A 24,855-nucleotide genomic window follows, 5' to 3' on the forward strand; every position below is an offset into this window, starting at 1 on the left:
GAGTTCGAGAATCTTTGGGGTTTCTTTCGTGATATAGCGTTGCCTTACTTTAGTAGAGTGTAAGTTATTTCTTCACCAGGGCCAATATTTCATCGGCAACGAGGTCAGGGTGATATTGATGGATGTAATGATCGGTATCTTTAATGGTTACCTGTTTTGAATCATCTGACCAAGATTTGAATTCAACTTGTGTTTTATCCCATTCGGGCTCACTTGCACCGAAGTAATCAGCCGTCAGTATGGTGAGTGGAAAGGGTAAGGTTTGCTTGTGATCTACGACTACTTTGCCATTGGCAGCTATTTCACGTAATTCATCTAATGTGTTAGCATTACCATAGTTGTGCAATAACGCAGTTGTATCCAATTTTTTTAGATCGTCGGGTACAAGTTTCAGTTCATTTCGATTGGCATTGGAAGTCTCGACAACCAAATCAGATTGCATGGAAAGGCGGAATAGTCCAGATTGAATACGTAACTTGTTTGCAAACCCACCAATTGTATCTGCCAAAGAGTCATCGTCATTCGAGTAATATTCGGGGCTTCCACCATCAATCATGACGATGCCTTTCACGAGATCCGGGTACTTCTGTGCGAAACGGATGGTTTCCAGCGAGCCGAGTGAATGTCCAACCAATACATAAGGGGGCTTCTGTCCAGATACCTGTAACAACTCGTGTAACTCCTCTGCTACGGTATCGACATCACGTTTCTTCTCGGTCTGATCACTGTATCCATATCCAAATCGATCATATACAGCGAATTTTGTGTTGGGAGCAAGCTTTTCATATAATGGATAATAATCTACATAGGGATTAGCGGTCCCCCAGCCGGAGGCGAGCACTACCGTTACATCGCCTTCTCCACCGGTATATAGATGCATATTGTCACCATGTACGTTGTACAGTTTTCCAGGGGGTACGAGTATTTTGGCATCCTGCCTTAAACCCACTTGTTGGTAGATCACGCCAGTACCCAGAAGCAACAGAACTATCGCCAGGTCGAATATCAAAAACTTAACTAATCTTTTGCGCCATTTCTTCATGTTCTATCACATACTCTCCATGTATTTTCTCTATCATATATGCCCAATCTTATACGAGAGAAAACAGAGTCTTAATTCTATCTTAATTTAATCTAGTTTCGATCATGCGGGGACAGTTGAATTCTACCGAAAATTGAATATCAACAGCCAATGAATTAATATAAAGTTACGATATGAATATATCTTATCCGAATGTTTGAGCTACAGAATGATTATATAGAACAGAAGGTAGATACAATGACAAAATACGAAAATCAGATCCCGACATCGGCCGGTATGAACTTCAAGTCCCTGATCAGTATATTGAGAGATTCCATGCGTAGCAATGTAGAGCGGAGGCCATTGGGCAACATGCCCATGGAGATATACGAACCTGCTGAGTCAATCGATGCGTCCGATAATCCACAGGTTACATGGTTTGGTCATTCGGCCTTTTTGCTTGAAATTGAAGGTCATAGATTGCTCTTTGATCCGATGTTGGGCAATCGTCCATCCCCCGTATCCTGGGTGGGTACCAAACGTTACAGCACCAATCTACCGATTCAACCGGAGGATTTCCCAACGCTGGATGCAATCATTATATCGCATGACCATTATGATCATCTGGACTACGACTCCATCCGCAGATTGAAGGATAAAACAAAGCGATTTATCGTGCCGCTTGGCGTCCGTCGTCGACTGATTCAACTGGGTGTGCCTTCAGAACAGATTACTGAGCATAACTGGTGGGATGAGTTATCGTTCAAAGGTTTAACATTCGCTTGCACGCCAGCGCGACATTTCTCGGGCAGAGGATTATTCGACCGTAATTCTACCTTATGGTGTTCGTGGGTTATCGCTGGACAACATACGAAGGTGTTCTTTAGTGGCGATAGCGGATATGGTCCTCATTTCAAGGAGATTGGCAGTAAATACGGTCCATTTGACCTGACTTTGATGGAATGTGGGCAATATGACGAGCGTTGGTCCAACATTCACATGATGCCGGAAGAAACGGTACAAGCACACTTGGATGTAGGTGGTAAGTTGCTCATCCCGATTCATTGGGCTGCATTTACGCTCGCCTATCATGCCTGGGATGAACCGGTTGAACGAATCACGAAGGCTGCACATGCCTTGAAAGTCAAGATTGCAACACCCAAAATCGGCGAGAAGGTTGTTCTTCATACGGAGGATTATCCTATAGTTCCATGGTGGAGACCGGAATTAGGATAAAAATAAAAGCGTTCAGCTCATCAAATGAGTGAACGCTTTTTCTATTGCATTTTACATCAGGATCGATAGTGCACTGTAAATTAACAACATACCCATCACGATATTAACAGGACGCTCGTATCTCAATAGAAAGCTCTGGAATAACAGACCACCGAACGCCCAAGTCATATTGGCACTAATGCCGATAAAGGTGAGCAGCAAGGAAAATGCGATTAGTTGAACATGGGATTGCCCAAGAGGCAGAACAAAAACGGATATGGCAGTAAGCCCATACAGAATGACTTTGGGATTAATGAATTGCAGCGTGAACCCGAATAGAAATGAATAATGATTGACCTTGTTCTCTTCCGCATCTGCAGGTTTACTTCGCATAATTTTGATTGCCAGATAGAGCATGTACATACATCCCAACAGGTTCAAAACGGGTGTGATCTTGGGGATATATTGATGAAGAATAAGGTTGGAATAACTGGACAGAAACATAATAAGCAGGCAGCCGGCTGCAACTCCGCCAATAAACGGAAGGGTCTTACGGAAACCCTTATTCCTTGCATGGGTCATGGATATGATGTTGTTGGGTCCCGGTGTAAATGAAGCGATGATTGCGTATGTCACTAAAGGTATAATGTTCATGGTTCCTCCACGTCTTCTTAGTTGCATGATATAATGACCTGAAATGTACGTTATAACGCACGGTCTTTATTATTGTACAATACGTGCGTTATATAGCACAACATAATTATAAAATGAGGATGATTAATTTTGAAAAACATTAATAGTATTCTTGCTCAGAACCTGAAACAGCTTAGGGAACAAAGAAAACTTAGTCTGGACAAGGTCGCCGAAATGTCTGGCATTAGCAAGACCATGCTTGGTCAGATTGAACGTGGCGAATCCAATCCATCAATTGCAACCGTATGGAAGATTGCCAACGGCTTGAAAACCTCCTTTACTGCTCTGATCCACGAGCCGAAGTCAGATACTACCGTTGTAACGGGCGATGATATTCAAGTATTGGTAGAGGATGAGGGAAGGGTTCGGATTTATCCGTATTTTCCTTTTGAAGAGGGTCGGCGTTTTGAGATGTACATGATGGAGATGGACCACAAGTCTGCGTTGAATGCTGAACCGCATATCGAAGGTACCGAAGAATTTATTACTGTTTTTGAAGGACAACTTACGATTCGGGTTGGGATGGAAGAATATACGATGAATCAAGGGGAGTCGATCCGTTTTCGAGCAGATAAGCCCCATGCCTATATTAATTCTGGAGCTTCGGCTATCAAGTTAAGCATGGTTATTCATTATTCGAAGTGATATCAAGGTTCAGCCTGTGGATGTAACAAATGAATGGAATGACAATAAAGCAGCCTAATCAATGAACTGCACCTCCATTGTTAGTCGTGTCTGACAAATGGGGTACAGTTCAATACATTGGCTGCTTTATTAGTTTGTTCGCTATGGAGTCCAGCGCCTATGATATCGCTCGGGTTAAGGCTTTTCTTTGGCCTGACGCTGGATTTCCTTGGCTGTTAATGCTTTATCATACAATCTTACGTTATCCAGGCTGCCCTTGTAGAACGGATCAGCCGCATAACGACTCTTGCCCACATAAGCCTCCGTCACATGCAGATCTTTCGGATTAAAGGTGATCTCGGAGCTGCTTGCAACAGATGTGCCATTCACATATAAAGTACCCACATCACCCTGAAGGGTTACAGCCACATGAACCCACTCTTTAGAAGGCAAGGGATTTGCAGCAATCAGGCTCTGATCCCGTCCTTCATTATGAATGGTGAATTGCAAAGCCCCATTATGCTGGGAGGGAGTGAGGAACATATGCCTCGTCAAGCCATTTCCAAAGTCAAAAATACGTTGCCAAGACCCGCCGCCATCCCAATTGACCCAGGCGCTAAACGTGAAGTCTGTTGTATCCGTAACGAGGCCAGGTAACTGGATGAAACTGTCTGTCCCATTGAATGTGGCAGCCTGATTTTTGCCACCAGCAGTAGAGCTGACCACGTTAAAAGCTTGTCCATGATATTCGTTTTTGCTGTAATCCTGTGCGACTTTGGCAAGTTTCTTGTGATCAAAAGTATACTCCCCGAGCAATGGGCTTACCGCTTGCTGTGGAATGATAACATTGAACGTTTTGGAGCTTACCGCAGTTCCTTTACGAATCGTTGCGGTTAATTTCACTTTGGCATCGCCCTTACCAGCGCGTGGTCGCTGCACTACACCTGTAGCGGATAGAGCCGACGTGTTGGAGCTTTTCCACGTGATGTCTGCATCACTTGTTCCCTTTGTAGGCAGAGACAGATTGAAGAAAACATGATCCGTATTACCAATACTCAGATCCTTTTTTATCGCATCAACGATATCTTGATCACTTCGTTCAACACCTTGACTTCCCCAGATGGCTATCCCGGAGGAGGAGAGAGCGCTAAAGGTCAGAACCGTACTTTGAGATTCTGAATTCCATTCATGTGTGAATATACCTTTGTACACAACGTTATTTGATGTGATCTGAACCTCGTTATTCGCTCCAAGACGCCATGTTCCTGTCACGGCACCACGAATCTGCCCATCTGCTGTGAACTGAACGGTCTGGGAGGACTTGATCTCCGCCGTGATGTCCTTACCATGATTGACCCATTGGTATTGCCCAGCGACATCCTGTGTTGTCAGTTGAACTGTATCCGCTTCCAAATCCGCATAACGATACGGAGAAACAACAGGCCACCCATCGGCATTCATATGCATCTCATGCACACGAACTTCATGCTCTTCGCCACGACCCGGAAAGCGGGTATGGAAGATGAGAAATTGTTTTCCGGTCTCCGCATCATAGTAGGCAGAGTTATGTCCTGGCGATACATAGCCGGTTCCCACACCTGTGCCCGGATCTCCGAGCTGTCTCTCGAACAGGAAGTTCCCCATTAATTTGACACCAAAAGGCTCGATCGAACGATCGTCAAACAAGGGTTTATCCTTGTCCGCTTTAACGTTGATCATATCGTTTCCTTCGGCATCGAGGAAAGGCCCATCCGGTGTTTTGGAGCGAGCTACACGTATGTTATATCCTCCGTCAGCACCCAGTCCGCCGTAAGACAGGTACAGATAATAATCATCGGTTTCGGGACTGTATAGCATGTAAGGGGCTTCAATACGACTATGGTTGCCTCCGGTCAGCTTCTTGCCATAACCTTGATTCGGCAGCGGTTTACCTGTCGTTGCATCCATCTCCAGAATGAAAATCCCTCCGGAATACGAGCCATACACCATCCATAACTTGCCGTTTTTATCATAAAAGACATCAGGATCGACCACATTGGGATGAATCGTTGCATCGTAAATGGTCCCATCTTCACTGATCTGATCCCACATGCCAGACTTCAACAGAATGCCTTGATCCTTATAAGGCCCTTCGATACTGTCTGCGACAGCAATGCCGAGCGCTGATCGAGGAGAGTCTCCTTTACAAGCATTGTAGTACATATAAAATTTGCCGTCCGCCAATTGAATGACATCTGCTGCCCATAACGTATCCGTCTGTGCCCATTCCAACGCTTCAGCGAATTCCTTGGTTACATTCGGGACAACAGGATTATTATCCGTAACACCGGATGTGACCAAATCCCAGTTCAGAAAGTCTTTGGACTTGGCCACTTGCAGGTGTGATCCAAAAATATAAAACGTATCATCCACCTTAATGACAGAAGGGTCATGAACGGAAACATTTTTGAATGATGGAGCAGGATTTGCAATAGGTGTGGTGGAAGTCTGCGAGTTACCCACGGATGCCCCTGGACCATTTGCGAACACCGAAACCGGTGCCAAAGTTGTTGCAGTAAGTAATGCGGTGCTTAGTACAGAAATGTTAAGTACGCTTACCCAATAACGTTTCATACGTTTCCCCTTTCCTATTCCCTGAATGAAAAATTAACCGATACTTGGCAACACACGATATAAGGTTCGGCAGACCTCCTTTGAGTATTTCATTATATCAAGCGCTTTCATTTGTTATATTATCAATTGGTTTATATGTTTGTAAACCATAAATGTAATGCTTATAAGACTAAAATGAATAAATAAAGAGAGAGGTGAAGAGCTGATAAGGCTCATTACATTCAAATATAACAGATGTCTTTCTCAAATTTAGGATTGAAATTGGGATCTATGATGCGATATTATTACGTTTAAGCAAGGTGTTTAATTATTTATCAATCATTTTATATTAATGCGAATTAAAAGCGTGAACTGACAATTCCCAACTACATAGGAGGCAAGAACATGAGCACATATCAAAATCAATTAATCGCACAATACACGTTCGAAGATAACGTTCAGATTGGGAAGGACAACTCCGGTAAGGGTCATGATGGTATAGCCAAAGGTGAGATTCTACCTGTGATATCCGAGGTGAAAGGTAGAACTGCGGTGACTTTCAACGGGGGAGCGAATGGGACTTCTTATCTGCAATTACCTTCGGATCTGCTTTGGGATGTAAGCGATAACACAGGAGTTACGATTGCAACCTGGGTGTTTCTGGGCAAGGGGGCGAATGTATGGGAACGCATTTTTGACTTTGGTAAAGGGGAGAAGGGACCGTATTTATTTCTGACACGTCAGCTTTTGGGTACGTTATATGCTGGTGATAATCTGGTTGTCCACCCAAGTCGGGGAGTTGCAAGTGGAGAATGGATGCATATTGCACTCTCCGTGACAGGCAGCCACGGTGGGACGTTGAGCAGTGCAGGTCCCATTGTATATGTGAACGGGGAGAAGGCGGCAGATGGTTCGATTAGTCAGACGTCCAGTGGCAATTATGCCAAACTGCGCGAATGGTTTGATTCTTTCACCGATCCTGAGAATTATAGTCAGAATTATATTGGGCGTTCCCAGTATGCAGCTGATGCGGATTTTGCAGGTTCGTTATCCGACTTTCGGATCTATCAAGCAGCGCTTACCATGGATGAAGTCATTGAAGTGATGTGTGAGTCGTTGACAGATGAAGCGATTGTGAAGCTTGCGGCGGACAAGTATCTGTTCTTCCCCAACCGAATCATCACCAAGGATGTGTCACTGCCGGCAGACTTGCTGGGTGGTAAAGTGACGGTGGATTGGAGTTCCAGTGAGCCGGAAGTTTTGTCCGAGAACGGAGAGGTTCAGGTAATCACATCGGCACAAGAGGTTACGCTTCGTGCGCTTTTGACGAAAGGTGAAAGTAAGCTGAACCAAAGCTTTGACGTGTCTGTTGTACCCGCGCATCTCCCCCCTTATACGGTCACCATCCATGGAGATCAGAAAGTGGCTGACATCAGCGAAGTCATGTATGGGCTGTTCTACGAGGATATTAACAATGCGGCAGATGGCGGAATCTATGCGGAGCTTGTCCAGAATCGATCATTTGAATCTTTTGCATTCGATACGTACTCGCATGACTCTGGGGAATGTGGTTGTTCGACAGGTCGAAATCGTGAACCTTTGTTTGCCTGGTCAGGCGATACGGGGAAAATGCTCGTGCAGCATACGGATGGACTGAACGTTCACTTTAACGTGGAAGATCCTGAAGTAAATGCTTATTATGTAACGGTTCAGGATGGGGCAACGATTCGAAATCGCGGATTCTCCGACTCCAACCAGCATTGTGCCATGTCCATCAAGCAGGGTGAGGCCTATGATTTTACCGTATGGGCAAAAGCAGAATCGGCAGGAACGATCACGGTTCAATTGCAGGATGGAAGTGACATTTCGATCAGTGATTCGGTAACGTTACATGTTGAGGGCGGGAACACATGGAAGAAATACGGCTTGTCTCTGACCGGAACGGAGACTGTACTTGGTCAACTGGCACTTACGTTTGCAGGTGAGATCTCCATCGATATGGTGTCCTTAGTCCCTCAGAATGTATGGGGATCTGATCCGACAGAAGAAGGAATATCGGCTACAGCACACGCCAACTACGCAGGTAATCCGAACTATCGATTGAGAAAAGATCTAATCCAGGCACTCGCAGAACTGCATCCGAAGTTCTTGCGTTTTCCCGGAGGATGTATCTCGGAGGGGTCTTTTATCTGGGATAACGTATATGACTGGAAGGATTCTGTGGGTCCGGTTGAGCTCCGCAAAGAGAATTATAATGTGTGGGGTTACATGATGACGATGGGGCTTGGATATATGGAGTACTTCCAACTGGCGGAAGATCTGAATGCTGCTCCGGTTCCAGTCATGGCTTGTGGTGTGTTATGTCAGGCACGCTCGGATTATGCTCACCCTGCGGGTGGCGCTTTAAGGGATTATTATATCCGCAACTTTACAGATCTGATCGACTTTGCGCTCAGTACAGACTTTGAACACAACGAATGGGCGGCTGTACGGAGCCAGATGGGCCATCCTGAACCGTTTGATCTTCGTTATCTGGGCGTAGGCAATGAGAACTGGGGCACTGAATTTTTTGCCAACTTCGAAGTATTCAAACGTTCGATAGATGATTACATGAAACGGAACTATCCGGAGCATGAGCTGCACATTATCTCGACGGTTGGTGCTCAGGCGGATGATGATGCTTACCAGGAAGGATGGAAGTTCCTCAGCGGGAATCTGACCGGATCAGCTCAAGTTGCTTTTGCAGATGGCACAGAGGTGATTGAGGAGACCGTAACCTGGTATGAGAATCAGGACAATTACATGGACACCATCGCAGATGAGCACTACTACCGATCCAATGAATATTTGCTGAATAACGTAGATCGATACAACTACTATGAACGGGCTTATCATGAAGATGGAAGTATCGATTGGAAAGAAACATCCAAAGTATTTGTTGGAGAATATGCGTCCACGGACAAAAACACGCTGGCAGGAGCGGTCGCAGAAGCTGCGATCATGACCGGATTTGAGAACAATGCGGACGTTGTTCGTTTGGCAGCCTATGCGCCATTGTTCAACAAAGTACTAACGGATGGTACCTACCGCTGGACGCCAGACTGCATCTGGTTTGATGATGAAACCGTGTGGTATACACCGAATTATTATGTACAGCAGCTTTTTGCAAAATATGTAGGAGGTCAGGTGCTTGAGACTTCTTTCTCCACCTATAGCAAAGGCAAACCGCTGAATCTCATTCCGCGTGGCGGCATCGAAATTGCAACAGGTCATGCAGACATCGTGGTGAAACGAGTCACGGTCACGTCCAATGTGGATGGGAGTTTGATGTTTGATGAAGATTTCAGGGAACGTACAGAGCCTAGTGAGGCATGGAGACAGATTCCCGGATCGGAAGGATACACGTTAACCGCTGGGAAAGGGCTCATCTTGAGCGCACAATCAAGTGGATTGAATGGATTATACCTGCTGAATGACGAATGGACTAACTACAAGGTGCTGGTTGAAGCTGAAAGAATTTCAGGTGAGGATGGTTTTTACATCGGCGTGGGACTGACGGATATCTCACCCGAGAACAAGGATGTCATTGAGTACGCAATCAGTTACGGGGGAAATGCCACAGGAGTGAAGGTGTATAAACAAGGGATTGAGGGGTATACATTAGGAGACTATTCATCCAGTTCGGCAGCAGGTAACCTGAGAGCGGCCAACTATGAACCACTCGAGAATGGGACCAATTATGCGATCACGGTTAACTTTGGTGGGGACACAGGTAAGAACCTGATATGTTCCTATACGGACGGGCACAACACCAGCAAGGTTCTGGATTACAAGCTGGAAGCTTACAACCGGGAAGTATTCCACTCCGTTACGAAGGACGCACATCATGTGTATGTGAAACTGGTCAATGCAGATGGTGTGGATAAATCAACTCAAATTTGCCTTCAGGATCTGAAGGTGGATGCTTCAGCCAGACTGATCACGCTTACTGGAGAAGATCATTTGGTGCATGTTCCAAATGTGAATCAGAAGAATGATGAGAAGGTGGTTCCCCAAGAACAGGAGATAAAGCTGAATGGTGAATCAGCGATCGTTGGTTTGCCCGCTCATTCGGTAAATGTTCTCATTATGAATCTTCTATAAGAAAAATATATAAATAAGGCCCCCTTAAGCAGACATCTGTCGTTTGCGATAAGGGGGCGTTTTGCTATGGAACTTGTTTTGAAATAAAAGCAATCACTGTTCCGCAATAGGATTAACATGTCCTTAGTCCGTATGTTAACCAATGAGGACATGATCCTCTGCATAACCGATTTTGGATGTACGTTTCTTCTGCGCCAATGCAAAAGCCAGTGTTAGTGGTCCCAGTCGTCCTGCAAACATCGTAATGGTGACTATAATTTTACCGGCAACACTCAACTCACTTGTCAGACCCATCGATAGTCCTGTGGTGCTAAAAGCCGAAGTGGCTTCAAACAGAACATCCAGAAAATGATTTTCAAGAATGCCTTCGGATATGGATAACAAAATGGAGATTCCCAGTACAAAGGCAAGAGCACTTAAGACAACAGCGAGTGCGCGCATCACTGTTTCTTCTGCAATTTTACGCTCAAAAGCATGAATTTGCCCACCGCCCCGAAATGTTTGAATGGTCGCAAGAACAAGGACAACAAAAGTATTGATTTTAATTCCTCCACCTGTTCCGCCGGAAGAAGCCCCAATGAACATCAGGATAATAATGAAAAATTGGGATGTTGCCAACATACTTCCAATGTCAATGGTATTGAATCCAGAGCTTCGAGGGGCAGTGCCCTGAAATAGAGCAGCCCATATACGTTCACCGTAAGATAAATCAGCGAACGTAGCAGGATTCCAACTCTCGATTAAGAAGATGGTGATAAATCCAAACAAGTATAGAGAAAAACTACCGATTAATACAATCTTTGAATGCAGGGAGAGCTTTCTCCATGAACGCTTGCGGAATACATCCACAACCACAATGTAACCCAAGCCGCCGATGACAAAGAGCGTAATGACCGTAAGATTAACAACCGGATCGCCAACAAATGGAGTAAGGCTGTCAGTCCAAAGAGAGAAACCCGCATTATTGAAGGCAGAGATGGAATGGAATATGGCATAATAGAAAGCTTGTCCCCATCCCAAATCGCTCTGCCAGCGCAATGTAAGAACCACTGTAGCCAGAGCTTCAAAAGCAAAGGCTATAAGCACAATATACATCGATAGCTTAACCAGACCTTGAGCAGAGGATGTATTGGTGGCTTGTTGAATAATAAGCCTCTGTTTTAAGCCAATCCGTTTCCCCAGAATAATGGCTACCATTACACCTAGTGTCATGAACCCCAACCCGCCAACCTGAATCAAAATCATGATGATGATCTGTCCAAATGTAGAAAAGACAGTCCCTGTATCCAGGACAATCAGCCCGTTTACACATATAGCAGAGGTTGCTGTGAACAAGGCATCAAGTAAACCAATGGATGTCCCGGTACTAGAAGATACCGGAAGTGCAAGCAGTAAGGCCCCGACCCAGATGAGTGCGAAGAAGATGATCATGATAAGTTGTGGAGGGCTCATATTATTTTTCAGTTTGTTCACAATGGATTCCATGTTCGTTAGGGCCGAAGTTCTCATTACACGTTTATTTCTTTGGTTCATAATCACTCTCCAGATTCCGAATGTCATCGTTACTGCCTATTAACAGGAGCATATCTCCCGCACGGACTATGTCTTCTGCCATGGGTGAGATATTCAGGTTATTCCCCGTTTTGATGGCGATAACGGTACATCCATATTCAGCCCGAATGTTGAGTTCTAGCAATGTCTTCTGATTCATACTTACGGGAGCTTTGATCTCGACCAGATTATAATCTGGAGACAATTCAATGGAATCAATGATGTTGTCTGAACTAAGCTGATTCCCCAGTCTCGTGGCCATGTCACGTTCAGGGTAAACAATCTGATCCGCACCAATCTTGCTCAGCACACTGCCATGGTTATCATTTTTGGCCTTGGCAGTTACTTTGGGAACATTAAGTTCTTTCAATAACAGAGTGGTTAGTATACTTGCTTGCAGATCTTCGCCGATCGCGACAATGGCGTGAGAAAAATTGCTTGCTCCAAGCTCGATAAGGACTGATTTGTCAGTACAGTCTGCCTGTACCGCATGGGTTGCCACCGTTGAAATCTCCTGAACAAGAGTTTCGCTTTTGTCTACAGCGAGTACTTCATGTCCATTTTTAATGAGTGTGTGTGTCAAGCTTGAACCGAATCGTCCAAGGCCAAGTACCATAAACTGTTTTTTCATAATATCCCTCATTGTAATCAAAATAAATAATGGTTTCCTCTACATCTTAATAGGTAAATATTACATTACGTACACAGGATTGTAAGGTTTCATATCGTAGTTAGCAAACCTTGGTGGAATATAACCCAAAATCGCTATGTCTATGCATATCTCCAAAAGAGTTTATTCTAATGGCTTAAGAATAGAATTGCAACTGAATTGTTTCTTTTTTTGGATATGCTATTAAATTTGGAAAGCAGTCAACAAAAGATACCCAAAGTAAATAGCCCACACTATTGCGTTGATCTGGCTGCTCCTATAATAAACGTTGAAGGAGGAGTCAGCTTATGCGTTCCAACTACAAACAATTTATCCGAAACGTTCCGCTTCATCTCATGATTCTGCCTGGACTGCTCATTATTATTGTATTCGGTTACATTCCGATGGCGGGGCTGTCTATTGCCTTTCAGAATTTCTCTCCCATTGCCGGATTCAAAAATATGAATTGGGTGGGTTTGGACAATTTCAGGTATCTGTTCGATCTGCCGGGGTTCTCGCAGGTTGTATGGAATACGGTATTTATATCGACGATGAAAATTGTGTCCGGCTTGGTTATTCCGGTACTTGTAGCCTTATTGCTCAACGAGGTTCGCAAGACAGGATTTAAACGAACGATTCAGACGGTGATCTATATGCCTCACTTTTTCTCATGGGTTATTCTGGCGGGAATCATCGTGGATGTGTTATCTCCAAGCACTGGGATCGTTAATATGTTGCTAAAAGCCGTGGGGGTTGACCCGATTCAATTCCTGGCCAGTAATGAGTGGTTCCCTTACATACTTGTCATCACAGACCAATGGAAAGAATTCGGATTTGGGACAATTATCTATCTGGCTGCTCTTACTAATATTGATAAGTCTCTGTATGAGGCCTCTGTTATGGATGGTGCGGGAAGATGGAAGCAGACATGGCATATTACACTGCCAGGTATTCGTCCGATCGTGATTTTGATGGTAACGCTTAGTCTTGGGAATGTGCTCAACGGTGGCTTTGACCAAGTATTCAACCTCTATAATCCATTGGTATATGAATCAGGAGATATTCTGGATACGATGATCTATCGGATCGGATTGCAGGATGCACAATATTCCGTATCAACAGCACTGGGTCTGATCAAATCCGTTGTTTCCTTCATTTTTATCGGGCTTGGTTATTTCTTGGCCTATCGGTTCGCGAATTATCGGATCTTCTAGAAAGGAGGCAGAATCATGCACCACGCTTCAAGAGCATATCGATGGTTCCTAGGGTTTAACTACGTCATCCTGACGATTCTTGCCTTGTTATGCCTGTTCCCGATTGTGAATATATTAGCGATTTCATTTAGTTCGAGTGATGCAGTAAAAGCGGGAAGCGTCACATTCTGGCCTGTCGATTTCACGTTGTCCTCCTATCAATACATTCTTGAAAATCAGCAATTTCTGAATTCATTCGGCACAAGCCTTCTTCGTGTAGCATTGGGGGTTGCGACTAATCTGATCTTCACCATTCTGGTAGCTTATCCACTCTCCAAAGAAGCCGCCAAATTCCGTTCAAGAACGTTTTATGCCTGGATCTTCGTATTCACCATGTTATTCAGTGGAGGGTTGATCCCGGGTTATCTGGTGGTTAAGGAAGCGGGGCTGTTGGATTCCATCTGGGCTCTGATTCTGCCGGGCGCTGTTCCGATCTTTAATGTACTTCTAATGCTTAATTTCTTCCGGGGATTACCAAAGGAGCTTGAAGAAGCCTCCTGGATGGATGGGGCAGGACATTTCCGCACCCTATGCAGCATCTATCTTCCTATTTCACTTCCCAGTATCGCCACTATTACGCTGTTCGCCATGGTGGGTCACTGGAACGCCTGGTTCGATGGCATGATCTACATGAAGAGCCCGGAAGGCTATCCGCTGGCTACATATCTTCAGTCCATGTTACAGCAGGTCACGATGATTCAGAGCGAGATGATGACACTGGAGGATGCGACGCTCTTAAGTCAGGTATCGGATAGAACAACCCAAGCTTCCCAGATCTTTTTGTCCGTTATTCCGATTCTGCTCGTGTATCCTTTCCTGCAGCGGTATTTCGTCCATGGGCTTGTCGTTGGAAGTGTAAAGGGATAAGATCGATAGGAGGAGAACCGATCGATGGAAGGAGCCGATTTCTGGCTCCTTTTTTGCTATTGAGGAGAGGGGAGATGGAATATTGAGATTCATTCGGGGGAGATGGAGAGAGTCATCCATTGTCGTCAAACTGATGATTGCTTTTGTACTGGTCATTCTGCCCTTGTACGGGATAAGCATTATGATTACGCAACTCGGCTCCAAACAAATGCAGACGGAAGTGGAGAAGGCACATGAGTCCAAATTGTACTTCTACCATAATCATCTGCAATTCGAATTGGAGCGAATGAGTGCGCTGGTGACCGAATTTTCATTTGATGAACCCATGTCTACACTAAGTACACGAGCAGCGATTATGAGCAGGTATGAAGTCACGTCCAGCCTGAACAACATTCACAATAAGCTGGGTCAGATCATGGTGACAAGTCCCTACATTAGTGATGTTGTGTATTATGTTCCCGCTCTGCATAAACGAGTCAGTGCGGCGGACGGGATTCGGGACGTAGAGGATACCGAGTGGAAGAATCTGCTCGCAACGATGGGGAATCTGAATGGCGAATTATCGCATTCCAATAACGAACTCTATTTCCTGAAAAGTAATCCGTATAACATGAACCATGAGGAGGCACCCAATTTCATATTAGGGATACGCTTGTCTGCTGAAGAACTGAAACATCGGTTGCAGCAGCTGTCGGAAACGGGTGAAAGTGAGATTACACTGAGTTTTGGTGAACAGCAACATGTAGTGATCTCTTCTTCAGAGCAACCAGCGCCTGTAAAACCGATTCGAACGGTTTCGCCTGAACCGTCCGACTCCATGCAAGTTACGAAGTTCCAATCTGATCGATATCTCTATTATTCGTTACATGATAAGGATCACTCATTCACGCTGACAGTCACTATTCCGCAAGATGTGCTGAGCGCACCGCTGGAACAATACAACGTATGGTTATGGATGGTGACCTTCATGTCGCTTGTGATCATTATTGTCTTCTCGTTTTCGATCTACAGATCGATTCACCAACCCTTAGCGATACTCATTCGAGGTTTCAGAATGGCAGAGCAGGGCCAGACAAGTGTACATATTCCATCATCCAGAAGGGATGAATTCGGCTATTTGTACTCCCGATTCAACCATATGATAGAGCGCTTACATATTTTGATCGATGAGAATTATGTTGCACGGATTCGAACAAGTGAGGCAGAACTCAAACACCTGCAATCCCAGATTCAACCTCACTTTCTATACAACAGTCTGTTCAGCATCAAGCAAATGGCTGAAGTGGAGAATGTGGAGCTCATTCAGGAATTCACCGACTACCTGGGTCAATATTTCAGGTATATGTCCCGGGATTCTCATACGGAGGTGTCGTTGGGAGCTGAGATTGACCATGCGCTGGTCTATACATCCATTCAAAAAATTCGATTTGGTTCGAGGATTCAATTGGAATTGGAGGATCTGGATGCAAGGTATAGAGTCATTTCCGTTCCCAGAGTCATGATTCAGCCGATTGTAGAGAATGTGTTTGAGCATGCACTAGCCAAACGTAGCCAGGGAGGTATTCTACAGATTTTGTACCAACAGGACCAGGATAATCTGTCCATTCGCATTGAGGATGATGGGGATCAGTTAACCGACGAAACATTGAATTACCTGCAATCTGCCTTTGAGGAAACAGAGCGGAAACATGGAAACGAAGAGATAACCGGGCTCATGAATGTGAATCAGCGATTAAGAATCAAATTCGGGGCTACCTATGGTCTTACAGCGCAGCGAAGTGAGCTCGGTGGGTTGTGCATTATAGTGAAGATTCCATGGAAAGGGGAGTAGTGTTATGCAGCGGATGCTTATTGTAGATGATGAACCCGTTATTCTGGACGGACTGTATGCGTTTTTTCAAAAAGCAAATCTTCAGGACATGGAGATTATCAAGGCTTACTCTGCCTATGAAGCTATCGATTGGCTGAACTCGGTAAAGATTGATATTGTACTCAGCGATATCTGTATGCCTGGCATGGATGGCATGCAGTTGATTGAGCAGATTATGGATCGGTGGCCACGATGCAAAGTTCTCTTGCTGACAGGTCATAACGAATTCGATTATGCACACCAAGCCATTCGAAATTCTTGCGTTGTGGATTACCTGTTAAAGACAGAGGGCATGAATCACATTCGGGCTGCGGTAGAGCGGGCGTTAACACAGATCTCGGAAGAGAATGATTTTCGCTACCAAGCTGCCTGGTTTCGCAGTAAATTGCCACGAGCGCTGCCCCAGTTACAGCGTCAATTGCTGCTGGATGTGCTTAAGCGAACGGATAGACATGATATCATTTCACTTCAAGAAGAACTGGATGCTGTGCAGCTACCTTTCGAATCCGATCAACTCGTTATTCCAGTGATCATCCGGGTAGAAGAATGGAACAACTATCAATCCCAGGCGGATCGCAGTCTCATCCGGTATGCCGTTGCCAATGTTGCGGAGGAGCTGCTGCAGGACAAGGCCAAGGTGAAGGCGATTGATCTGGACACTCAGGTCATCGCGTGCTTTATTCAATCGCAAGAGGCGCATCCGTCACACGTATCTAATATGCAAGGGGAACGAGGGATTCAGCTGGACTGGGTAGAGACCCTTCGTTTTGTCTATGGCACATTGGAGTCTGTGCAGCAATCTTGTGCGGACTGCCTGAACCTGTCTGTATCCATCATGGTCAGCGAGCAGGCCCTAGAGTGGAGCAGGGTTAATCAGGCGATCGCGCAGTTGCGTCTGTCGATTCATGAGAGTCCCGGGCTTGGGATGGAGAAGCTCCTGCGTGTAAATATCCAGGATGAATTGCCTTACACCCCTAGCATTATGAATCAACAGGGTGTTGTAGCGCTGCATCTGGATCAGATCAAACAGCGAATAACCGCCGGGGATCGGGAATGGATAGAGTCCTTCCATAAATGGACCGAGGCGGCGAAGGAGGGACTTCAAGATCCGTTCTTTCGTATGAAAACGTATACAGGTGCAGCAAGTGTGCTCATTGAAGTCCTGCACGAACTGGGCTTATATGAATCGGCAATGGAAGAAATATCGCTGTCCCGAATGCTGCATTTTGACATCCATACCACATGGTCCGATCTGGTCATCTTTTATCAATCGGCATACGAATGGATGATCTCCAAAAGAAGCGATGCCCGTCTGAACGACCAATCGCAGATTCTGATCACGATCCATCATTACATTAAGCATCATCTGGAGGATGACCTCTCACTCACACGGATCGCACAGGAAGTCTCTCTTAACCCTTCTTATCTGTCGCGTTGGTACAAGCGGATTACAGGCAAGGGCATATCCGACTACATCCATGACCGTAGAGTGGAGCGAAGCAAAGAGTTGCTTCTGGGTTCGACCTGTAAGATGCATGAAATATCTGCGAAGGTTGGATTTAGTGATCAGCATTATTTTTATCGTTTCTTCAAAAAAGCGACAGGCTGCACCCCTCAAGAGTATCGGGATCAGAAAAGTTAGATGATGTCTGATGTCTCAAATGGTAAATCAAAGATACCAGATGTCAACGGGATACACTCGAATTGATAGCGCTTTCTTTATAAAATGGAATTATACCTCACGGGAGGAGAAAAAAGGGGGATTCGCATGAATATATCATTCAAGAAGTTCTCATTGTTAACATTAACCATGGTGCTGGCCACCACGCTTGCAGCTTGTTCGTCTGGTGCGGGGAGTGCCGAGAATGAAACGGAACCGAACACACAGCAGGATGCGGGAGGACCACTTACAAAATATGACCCACCCATTAAATTGACATCTACCATGAATGAAACGGGGAAAGAATCACTCGCCCAAGGAGATACACACGCCAACAACATATGGACCAGAGGGTATAAGGATGAACTCGGTATTGATGTAACGTACGAATGGATTGTTCCGGATGCCAATTATAACGATAAGATGAATGTCACGCTGGCGAGTGGTGATCTGCCGGATGTACTGAAAGTGAGTGCTGTTCAATTCGAACAACTGCATGAAGCGGGAATGTTGGAGGATCTGACCGAAGTATATGACAAGTATGCATCCGAACTGGTTAAGGAGTTCATGTCCGCTGAAGATGGAGCGGGCTTGAAGCCGGTAACGAAGGATGGGAAAATATACGCCATGGTGAGTTTCCCAGGCTCGCTGGATTCCTCGGATATGATCTGGATACGCCAGGATTGGCTGAAAAAGGTTGGTCTTGAAGCGCCCGAGTCCATGCAAGATGTTATCCAGATTGCAGAAGCCTTTACCTTCGAAGATCCAGACGGAAATGGCCAAGATGACACGTATGGGATTGCCTTGAACAAAGATTTACCTATAAATGCGTTCTTGCTCGGCTATCATGGTTACCTCGAAACCTGGATCAAGGATGCTTCAGGTCAAGTCGTGAATGGAACGATCCAACCGGAAGTGAAGGAAGGATTGCGTGAGCTTCAGACTCTGTATCAGAAGGGTGTGCTTGATCCCGAATTTGGCGTGAAGGATTTTGCTAAAATGATGGAGGATGTGAATGCAGGTAAGTCAGGCATGTTCTTCCTGCCACAATGGGCGCCTTTTCAGGTTAGCAGTATGATTAAAAAAGACAAGAACATCGACTGGATGCCTTACCCGGTTCAATCCATAGATGATCAGCCAGCAAAAACACAGAATCATCTTAGTCTGGGCGGTATATTTGCCGTTCGCAAAGGCTATGAGCATCCGGAAGCGTTAATCAAGCTGCTCAATTTCCAGGCTGAAAAAATGTTCGGTGAGTCTGCCAAAGAAGAACGGGCTGCTTATCTGAATGGACTGACAGGTCTTGGTTTTCATAATGCGACAGTCTCCAACCTGCCAGCCAACAAAAATGTGAAAGCACAGGATGAAGTGGAGCAGGCGCTCAAAACAGGAGATACCTCTGGATTGGAACTCGAAGCGAAGCTGTTCTATGACGATATTATGGATTATCGGAATGGGGATCTCGATAAGTGGCATATGGAGCGTATCTTTGGCCCAGAGAGTTCCCAAGGTGTGATTAAATATTATCGGGATCATGACCTGATTGTCATGAATGAATTCATCTATGCACCAACGAGAACGATGAATACCAAACAGGCAACACTCGATAAACTGAGAGCCGAGACGTTTCTGAAAATCATCTATGGTAACTTGTCGATTGACGAGTTCGATAACTTTGTAGCCAATTGGAAGAAACTTGGCGGGGATCAGATCACACAAGAAGTGAACGATACCATCACAGCTAATCAATAAAATGGTTGAATTTCATAGGATCAAAGAATAAAAAAATAAAAAATGGTGCGCTCCCCTAAGGAGAAGCACCATTTTTTGATTCTGATTATCTGCGTTTCAATAACAGAACCCCACTGATTTCAGACGTTTTGTAGCGGTATACCACTTTGAATCCAATATCATTGTCCAGCAAGCAGTTCAGTGCATTAATCAGTCGTGCACCGGGAACCAGTGTGAATGTACATGGAGACGTATTACCAATCACACGCACACTTTGGATTCTGCGCGCAGAACCTGGAATGAGCGGATTTCTAGACCAATAGATTAATACCAGATCCGGTTGTGGAACAGCATTGACACGAGCCATCCTAATCATCTCTTTTCTATTAAAGGTTCTTAATAGTAGATGAAAAGTAGAGGGAAGTGTGCTAGACGGAAGACATGCTGTTCAATAAACAGACGGATATAACGATTAAATCAATGATGAGATACTGTTTTCCCAGTTCGTCGATGTTTTGCTTACTTATTCGTCGAGTGCTGCTTCGATGGCAACTTGTCCCCTGGAGTGCCTTTACCATTGTTTTTGTTATGGCGTGCTTTTTCGGCATTTTCGTTAACTTTTTTCACAAAATCTTGAGTGCTTTCCATTCAAACTCACAGCTCCTTCCACAAGCTAAATGTGTATTCCCGATGTTAATATAACCACTGGGAAGTGATTTTATTTGAGGTATATCCATAATGCTTATTGCGATACGACTTTCACCAAGATCAATTGGGACATACTGGACATGGGCAGTATAGCCGTCTAAACTAGAAAGACCAGACACAATAAGAAGGGATGCGCCGATCCAGACATGTTGCAGAAATTCGGTTTTACACAATATGAAAGTCAGGTCTATGAGGCTATATTTGCACAGGATGAACCGCTTGATGCCACATCCATTGTTAATCACTCCAACGTCCCCAAAGCCAAGATCTATGAAGTGCTCAACCGGCTGATCGACAAGGGAACGGTGCTAACAACGATGGATGGGAAGAAAAAATTATATATGGCCGTTGATCTTCAGTCCATTATTCATAAAATTAAGGCAGATTTTGAGAAAGATATTGAGGAACTGAAGCGTTACAAAATCAAACGTACATTCACGGACGAGCATATCTGGACGTTAAAAGATGAATCATCCATCGCATCGAATATTGAACAGCTTATCGAGGAAGCAGACTCATCGATTCTTTTTCTGGCATGGAATGAGCGAATGGAGAAATATTGTGAACTGCTGGAACAGAAGGAAAAGCAGGGCGTGTACGTTGAAGTGCTTGCTGTTGGGGGAATGGAGACATCCTTAACCCGGAAATACTCGTTGATTCCATTGCTTGACGCGCCTGAACCTTCACAGCTGCTCATTGTGGATCATGCCTATCTGCTATTTGCCGGTGTGGAGCACGATTCATGGCGAGCCATCAAGACGTTGTCCAAACCGATTGTCAAAGCGATGACTGATTATTTCTATCATGATGTTGCGCTCACTCAAATTACCAAAAAATACGGTGATCAACTGTTACAGGATGCTGAAATCGAGCGACTGCTCACCAGGTTGATCTATTAAAACTATTCTCTCGGAGAATAGTTTTTTTGTTATATCTTCTTATGAAAATGATCATGAAAATAAGTGTTGAAACTTTCATGTTTATAGGTTACTATCGTAGTTGTAACTTTTCGAGGAGGATTCAACATGAATAAGAAAGTATATGTGCTTGCTATCGCAGCATTTGTGGTCGGAACCGTTGAACTGATCCTGGGCGGCATTCTGGACCTGATTGCTACGGATCTTCATCTTTCCCTGGCGAAGGCCGGGTATTTAATTTCTATTTTCTCACTTGTCTATGCGTTGTCTGCGCCGATTTTATTAAATATGACGGCCAGATTTGAACGTAAAAAAGTATATATGTGTACGCTGTTTGTATTTCTGATCAGTAATCTGATCTCTGCGTTCAGTACCAGCTTCTACATGCTGATGGCGGGTAGAGCGCTCGGAGCCGCGACGGGCTCACTTATTTTTGTACTCTCCCTAACTCTTGCAACGCGTATTGTGGAACCACAATATAAAGGACGCGCGGTGGGGATCATTACCATGGGAGGCAGTGCATCGCTTATCCTGGGTGTACCTCTGGGTATCTTTGTAGGCAACTTGGCAGGCTGGCGTGAGGTGTTTATGTTGATTGCTATTCTGACCGCAGTGGTTATGGTAGCGATCTGGATTGCGATGGACCGTGTGCAGCCTATTCCTGCTGTATCCCTGAAGAAACAACTTACGGCTCTGTGGAATCCAAAAATGTTGGCGATCCATGCTACGACTTTGCTTGTGCTTGCAGGTCACTTGACTTTATATGCGTATTTCACACCCTTTCTGCAAGAAACGCTGGGTGCCAGCGCGACGATGGTTACCTTTATCTATATGATGTTTGGGATCGCCGCTGTCGCAGGGGGAGGCATCGGGGGCATGTTATCCGATCGTCTGCACCCTGCTAAAGCGATTGTCATTGTGCTGATTCCCTTTATCGTGAGTATGGCTGTCATTCCGTTCAGCGTAGGATTGCCTTTGATCGCCTTTTTGCTATTGTTAAGTATCTGGAGTGCATTGAGCTGGACGGTTACACCCGTTCAGAATAGTCTCATTATCAGAACTTCGCCGGAAACAGCCGAAACGCTAATCAGTACCAATTCAGGTATTGCACATGCAGGTATTGCACTGGGTACCTATATCGGCGGCATGGTGATTGATCATTCATCGATTCTGAACACCGGATGGGTTGGTTCTGTTCTGATTCTGCTTGGTTTGGTCTCTGCTATCTACGCCATTAGCATCAAGGAAAAAACTGTTCAGGCGGTTGCCTAGAATAAAGAAATTGGACAAAAGCTTAAGCCTCTGCATTCCCATAGACAATTGGGTGTAGAGGTTTTTTGCTGTATCTCGAGAGTGCGCGAGAGGAGATTAAGCTAGTTTCATATATACGAAGACTTGCTTTATTCATGGTAATCTTTATAATTAAAAGAATTTTAAAAAGTGTTATCTAATATTGAAATACATGTTGTGTACCAAGGGAGCGATGACCAGGGGAACACTTGAGCATGGAACCTAATATTGACCATTGCTTAATGGGGCCTGATGTACATATCTATACGGCTGCTCATCCGCTCCATCGGCATGAACGCAATACGGGTGCAGAATATGGCAAGCCAGTCATGATTGGCAATAATGTATGGATTGGTGGTAGAGTCGTTATTAATCCGGGGGTTACCATTGGAGACAACGTGGTCATTGCTTCTGGGTCGGTGGTTACGAAGGATGTTCCGGATAATATGATCGTGGGTGGCAATCCTGCTAGAATCATTAAAGAGATAGAGTATTTTTAAATAAAATCCCCCAGACAGAAAACATGCCAAGGTATCGTACAATCGACACTTATTCATGTGATTTGTCTGGGGGATTGACGGATGTATCTGTTACATTTGCTTAAAAAACCTTAACGCTGCAAACTTTTCCCGTTACTGCTGATCACTTCTTTGTAACAATGGAAGGATTTCTTGCGGTAACGTTCGAGTGTTCCTGATCCATCGTCATGACGATCAACATAGATATAGCCATAACGTTTTTTCAACTGGGCAGAAGACGCACTGACAACATCAATACAACCCCATGATGTATAACCCATAATTTCAACGCCATCTTCAATAGCTTCACCAACTTGAACCAGATGATCATTCAGATACTGGATTCGGTAGTCATCTTCGACTGTTTTCTCGCCGTCAGCACCCGTGATCAGCTCATCGACAGCGCCAAGACCATTCTCTACAATAAACAGTGGTTTTTGATAACGGTCATAGAACATGTTAAGCACATAACGCAAGCCTTGCGGGTCAATCTGCCATCCCCATTCACTTGCTGGCAGATAAGGGTTAGGTACACCCCCAAGCAGGTTACCTTCACCTGCGACTTGTTTCTCCGGGTCTGCTGTCTGACAGATACTCATGTAATAACTGAAAGAGATAAAGTCTACCGTATTCAGCAGCATTTCTTCGTCGCCAGCTTCCATCTGAATCTCGATCCCATTTTCACGGAAATAACGTTTCATATAACCAGGGTAGCGACCTCTTACGTGTACATCACCGAAGAAATAGTTGCTATGTTCGAATTCCATGACTTTGATCATATCGTCTGGATTCGGTGTTAGCGGGTAGGTAGGCATGCTGAGCATCATACAACCAATCTGTGCTGTAGGTATGATCTCATGACAGAGCTTCACAGCGGAAGCACTGGCTACAAACTCATGATGGATCGCCTGATACAGATCTTGCTTGCTTAGCTGTTCCTTCGGCGTATAGATGCCACCGCTCATGAATGGTGCTTCAAGAATCGAATTGATTTCATTAAAGGTAAGCCAGTATTTTACTTTGTTTTTGTAACGATTGAAGACAGTTGTTACATAACGCTCATAAAATCCAACCATTTTCCGGTTAACCCAGCCGTCATATTCTTTGGACAGGTGCAGCGGTGTTTCATAGTGGGATAACGTAACGAGTGGTTCGATCCCGTATTTGTGACACTCGTCAAACAGATCATCGTAGAACTGCAATCCTTCTTCATTCGGCTCCAGCTCGTCCCCTTTCGGGAAAATCCGGGACCAGGCGATGGAAGTGCGGAATACTTTGAAGCCCATCTCCGCGAATAATTTCACATCTTCCTTGTAACGATGATACAGATCGATACCGATCAGTTTCATGTTATCTTCAGTGGGTTCTTCCGTGATTGGACCCATGATGCCTTTGGGAGCTACATCCTGTGTAGATAATCCTTTGCCGCCTTGATTGTATGCACCTTCAGCCTGATTGGCTGCAATTGCGCCACCCCACAGGAAATTTTGCGGAAATTGATAGGTTTGATTTTGCGAGTTGCTCATGTGTATCGCTCCATTCATCAAATTGAT

The 24,855-nt window shown here is 44.8% G+C and carries 18 protein-coding genes and 1 pseudogene; 11 read left to right on the forward strand and 8 right to left on the reverse strand.

Annotated elements, in window-relative coordinates; all coding sequences use genetic code 11:
• Window positions 1–64: 64 nt before the first annotated feature.
• On the reverse strand, window positions 65–1,042 hold the full coding sequence (locus AC1S8V_RS13545) for an alpha/beta fold hydrolase (protein ID WP_482074019.1): 978 nt from the start codon (window positions 1,040–1,042) through the stop codon (window positions 65–67).
• Window positions 1,043–1,279: 237 nt separating this feature from the next.
• On the opposite strand from AC1S8V_RS13545, the gene AC1S8V_RS13550 reads away from it, so the two are divergent.
• Window positions 1,280–2,257 carry an MBL fold metallo-hydrolase gene (locus AC1S8V_RS13550; protein ID WP_482074020.1) on the forward strand — a complete coding sequence of 326 codons (978 nt, stop codon included), beginning with the start codon at window positions 1,280–1,282 and terminating at the stop codon, window positions 2,255–2,257.
• A gap of 51 nt (window positions 2,258–2,308) precedes the next feature.
• Here AC1S8V_RS13550 and AC1S8V_RS13555 read toward each other — a convergent pair whose 3' ends face one another.
• Window positions 2,309–2,890 (reverse strand): LysE family transporter, encoded by a 582-nt coding sequence (locus tag AC1S8V_RS13555; RefSeq protein WP_482074021.1) that lies wholly within the window; start codon window positions 2,888–2,890, stop codon window positions 2,309–2,311.
• Window positions 2,891–3,019: 129 nt separating this feature from the next.
• On the opposite strand from AC1S8V_RS13555, the gene AC1S8V_RS13560 reads away from it, so the two are divergent.
• Window positions 3,020–3,574 (forward strand): helix-turn-helix domain-containing protein, encoded by a 555-nt coding sequence (locus tag AC1S8V_RS13560; protein WP_482074022.1) that lies wholly within the window; start codon window positions 3,020–3,022, stop codon window positions 3,572–3,574.
• 174 nt (window positions 3,575–3,748) lie between these two features.
• On the opposite strand, the gene abnB is transcribed toward AC1S8V_RS13560, so the two are convergent.
• Window positions 3,749–6,166, reverse strand: coding sequence for an arabinan endo-1,5-alpha-L-arabinosidase AbnB (abnB, locus tag AC1S8V_RS13565; protein WP_482074023.1), 2,418 nt, complete (start codon window positions 6,164–6,166; stop codon window positions 3,749–3,751).
• Window positions 6,167–6,550: 384 nt separating this feature from the next.
• Here abnB and AC1S8V_RS13570 point away from each other — a divergent pair, with 384 nt between their 5' ends.
• Window positions 6,551–10,288 (forward strand): alpha-L-arabinofuranosidase C-terminal domain-containing protein, encoded by a 3,738-nt coding sequence (locus AC1S8V_RS13570; RefSeq protein ID WP_482074024.1) that lies wholly within the window; start codon window positions 6,551–6,553, stop codon window positions 10,286–10,288.
• 135 nt (window positions 10,289–10,423) lie between these two features.
• Here the strand turns inward: AC1S8V_RS13570 and AC1S8V_RS13575 are convergent, their stop codons facing one another.
• On the reverse strand, window positions 10,424–11,821 hold the full coding sequence (locus AC1S8V_RS13575) for a TrkH family potassium uptake protein (RefSeq protein ID WP_482074025.1): 1,398 nt from the start codon (window positions 11,819–11,821) through the stop codon (window positions 10,424–10,426).
• Window positions 11,805–12,470 (reverse strand): potassium channel family protein, encoded by a 666-nt coding sequence (locus tag AC1S8V_RS13580; protein ID WP_482074026.1) that lies wholly within the window; start codon window positions 12,468–12,470, stop codon window positions 11,805–11,807. The genes AC1S8V_RS13575 and AC1S8V_RS13580 overlap by 17 nt, the downstream gene beginning before the upstream one ends.
• A gap of 326 nt (window positions 12,471–12,796) precedes the next feature.
• On the opposite strand from AC1S8V_RS13580, the gene AC1S8V_RS13585 reads away from it, so the two are divergent.
• The 5 genes from AC1S8V_RS13585 (at window position 12,797) to AC1S8V_RS13605 (ending at window position 19,890) form a co-directional block, all read left to right on the forward strand.
• On the forward strand, window positions 12,797–13,702 hold the full coding sequence (locus tag AC1S8V_RS13585) for an ABC transporter permease (RefSeq protein ID WP_405172676.1): 906 nt from the start codon (window positions 12,797–12,799) through the stop codon (window positions 13,700–13,702).
• Between the two features lie 15 nt (window positions 13,703–13,717).
• The gene (locus AC1S8V_RS13590) at window positions 13,718–14,608 is read left to right on the forward strand and encodes a carbohydrate ABC transporter permease (protein ID WP_482074027.1); all 891 of its coding nucleotides are present in this window, start codon (window positions 13,718–13,720) and stop codon (window positions 14,606–14,608) included.
• An 82-nt stretch (window positions 14,609–14,690) separates the two neighbouring features.
• Entirely contained in the window at window positions 14,691–16,439 is a 1,749-nt protein-coding gene (locus AC1S8V_RS13595; RefSeq protein ID WP_482074028.1) for a sensor histidine kinase, read from the forward strand.
• Window positions 16,440–16,443: 4 nt separating this feature from the next.
• The gene (locus tag AC1S8V_RS13600) at window positions 16,444–18,120 is read left to right on the forward strand and encodes a response regulator (RefSeq protein WP_482074029.1); all 1,677 of its coding nucleotides are present in this window, start codon (window positions 16,444–16,446) and stop codon (window positions 18,118–18,120) included.
• Window positions 18,121–18,246: 126 nt separating this feature from the next.
• A complete protein-coding gene (locus tag AC1S8V_RS13605; RefSeq protein ID WP_482074030.1) occupies window positions 18,247–19,890 on the forward strand; it encodes an extracellular solute-binding protein in 1,644 nt (547 codons plus the stop codon).
• Window positions 19,891–19,975: 85 nt separating this feature from the next.
• Here the strand turns inward: AC1S8V_RS13605 and AC1S8V_RS13610 are convergent, their stop codons facing one another.
• Window positions 19,976–20,236, reverse strand: a complete 261-nt coding sequence (locus AC1S8V_RS13610; RefSeq protein WP_145317749.1) for a hypothetical protein — start codon at window positions 20,234–20,236, stop codon at window positions 19,976–19,978.
• Window positions 20,237–20,388: 152 nt separating this feature from the next.
• A complete protein-coding gene (locus AC1S8V_RS13615) occupies window positions 20,389–20,517 on the reverse strand; it encodes a DUF4023 family protein (protein ID WP_047842809.1) in 129 nt (42 codons plus the stop codon).
• 206 nt (window positions 20,518–20,723) lie between these two features.
• Between AC1S8V_RS13615 and AC1S8V_RS13620 the strand changes: the two genes are divergently transcribed.
• From AC1S8V_RS13620 to AC1S8V_RS13630, 3 genes and pseudogenes are all read left to right on the forward strand, one after another.
• Window positions 20,724–21,476 carry a TrmB family transcriptional regulator gene (locus AC1S8V_RS13620; protein ID WP_482074031.1) on the forward strand — a complete coding sequence of 251 codons (753 nt, stop codon included), beginning with the start codon at window positions 20,724–20,726 and terminating at the stop codon, window positions 21,474–21,476.
• A gap of 126 nt (window positions 21,477–21,602) precedes the next feature.
• A complete protein-coding gene (locus tag AC1S8V_RS13625) occupies window positions 21,603–22,766 on the forward strand; it encodes an MFS transporter (RefSeq protein WP_482074032.1) in 1,164 nt (387 codons plus the stop codon).
• A 248-nt stretch (window positions 22,767–23,014) separates the two neighbouring features.
• Window positions 23,015–23,284 (forward strand): annotated as a pseudogene (locus tag AC1S8V_RS13630) (DapH/DapD/GlmU-related protein); the annotation flags it as partial.
• A 110-nt stretch (window positions 23,285–23,394) separates the two neighbouring features.
• On the opposite strand, the gene AC1S8V_RS13635 reads toward AC1S8V_RS13630, so the two are convergent.
• Window positions 23,395–24,828: a glycoside hydrolase family 1 protein gene (locus AC1S8V_RS13635; RefSeq protein ID WP_482074033.1), complete on the reverse strand. Its 1,434-nt coding sequence runs from the start codon at window positions 24,826–24,828 to the stop codon at window positions 23,395–23,397.
• Window positions 24,829–24,855 lie beyond the last annotated feature (27 nt).

Source organism: Paenibacillus sp. B46(2026) (assembly GCF_056786355.1).

Bases quoted from the DNA above. Each gene is read 5' to 3' on its own strand.
- AC1S8V_RS13625 (WP_482074032.1), top strand. From the start codon at position 21,603: ATGAATAAGAAAGTATATGTGCTTGCTATCGCAGCATTTGTGGTCGGA.
- AC1S8V_RS13605 (WP_482074030.1), top strand. From the start codon at position 18,247: ATGAATATATCATTCAAGAAGTTCTCATTGTTAACATTAACCATGGTG.
- abnB (WP_482074023.1), bottom strand. From the start codon at position 6,166: ATGAAACGTTATTGGGTAAGCGTACTTAACATTTCTGTACTAAGCACC.
- AC1S8V_RS13590 (WP_482074027.1), top strand. From the start codon at position 13,718: ATGCACCACGCTTCAAGAGCATATCGATGGTTCCTAGGGTTTAACTAC.
- AC1S8V_RS13580 (WP_482074026.1), bottom strand. From the start codon at position 12,470: ATGAAAAAACAGTTTATGGTACTTGGCCTTGGACGATTCGGTTCAAGC.
- AC1S8V_RS13635 (WP_482074033.1), bottom strand. From the start codon at position 24,828: ATGAGCAACTCGCAAAATCAAACCTATCAATTTCCGCAAAATTTCCTG.
- AC1S8V_RS13550 (WP_482074020.1), top strand. From the start codon at position 1,280: ATGACAAAATACGAAAATCAGATCCCGACATCGGCCGGTATGAACTTC.
- AC1S8V_RS13555 (WP_482074021.1), bottom strand. From the start codon at position 2,890: ATGAACATTATACCTTTAGTGACATACGCAATCATCGCTTCATTTACA.
- AC1S8V_RS13615 (WP_047842809.1), bottom strand. From the start codon at position 20,517: ATGGAAAGCACTCAAGATTTTGTGAAAAAAGTTAACGAAAATGCCGAA.
- AC1S8V_RS13620 (WP_482074031.1), top strand. From the start codon at position 20,724: ATGTTGCAGAAATTCGGTTTTACACAATATGAAAGTCAGGTCTATGAG.
- AC1S8V_RS13585 (WP_405172676.1), top strand. From the start codon at position 12,797: ATGCGTTCCAACTACAAACAATTTATCCGAAACGTTCCGCTTCATCTC.
- AC1S8V_RS13600 (WP_482074029.1), top strand. From the start codon at position 16,444: ATGCAGCGGATGCTTATTGTAGATGATGAACCCGTTATTCTGGACGGA.
- AC1S8V_RS13575 (WP_482074025.1), bottom strand. From the start codon at position 11,821: ATGAACCAAAGAAATAAACGTGTAATGAGAACTTCGGCCCTAACGAAC.
- AC1S8V_RS13545 (WP_482074019.1), bottom strand. From the start codon at position 1,042: ATGAAGAAATGGCGCAAAAGATTAGTTAAGTTTTTGATATTCGACCTG.
- AC1S8V_RS13610 (WP_145317749.1), bottom strand. From the start codon at position 20,236: ATGGCTCGTGTCAATGCTGTTCCACAACCGGATCTGGTATTAATCTAT.
- AC1S8V_RS13570 (WP_482074024.1), top strand. From the start codon at position 6,551: ATGAGCACATATCAAAATCAATTAATCGCACAATACACGTTCGAAGAT.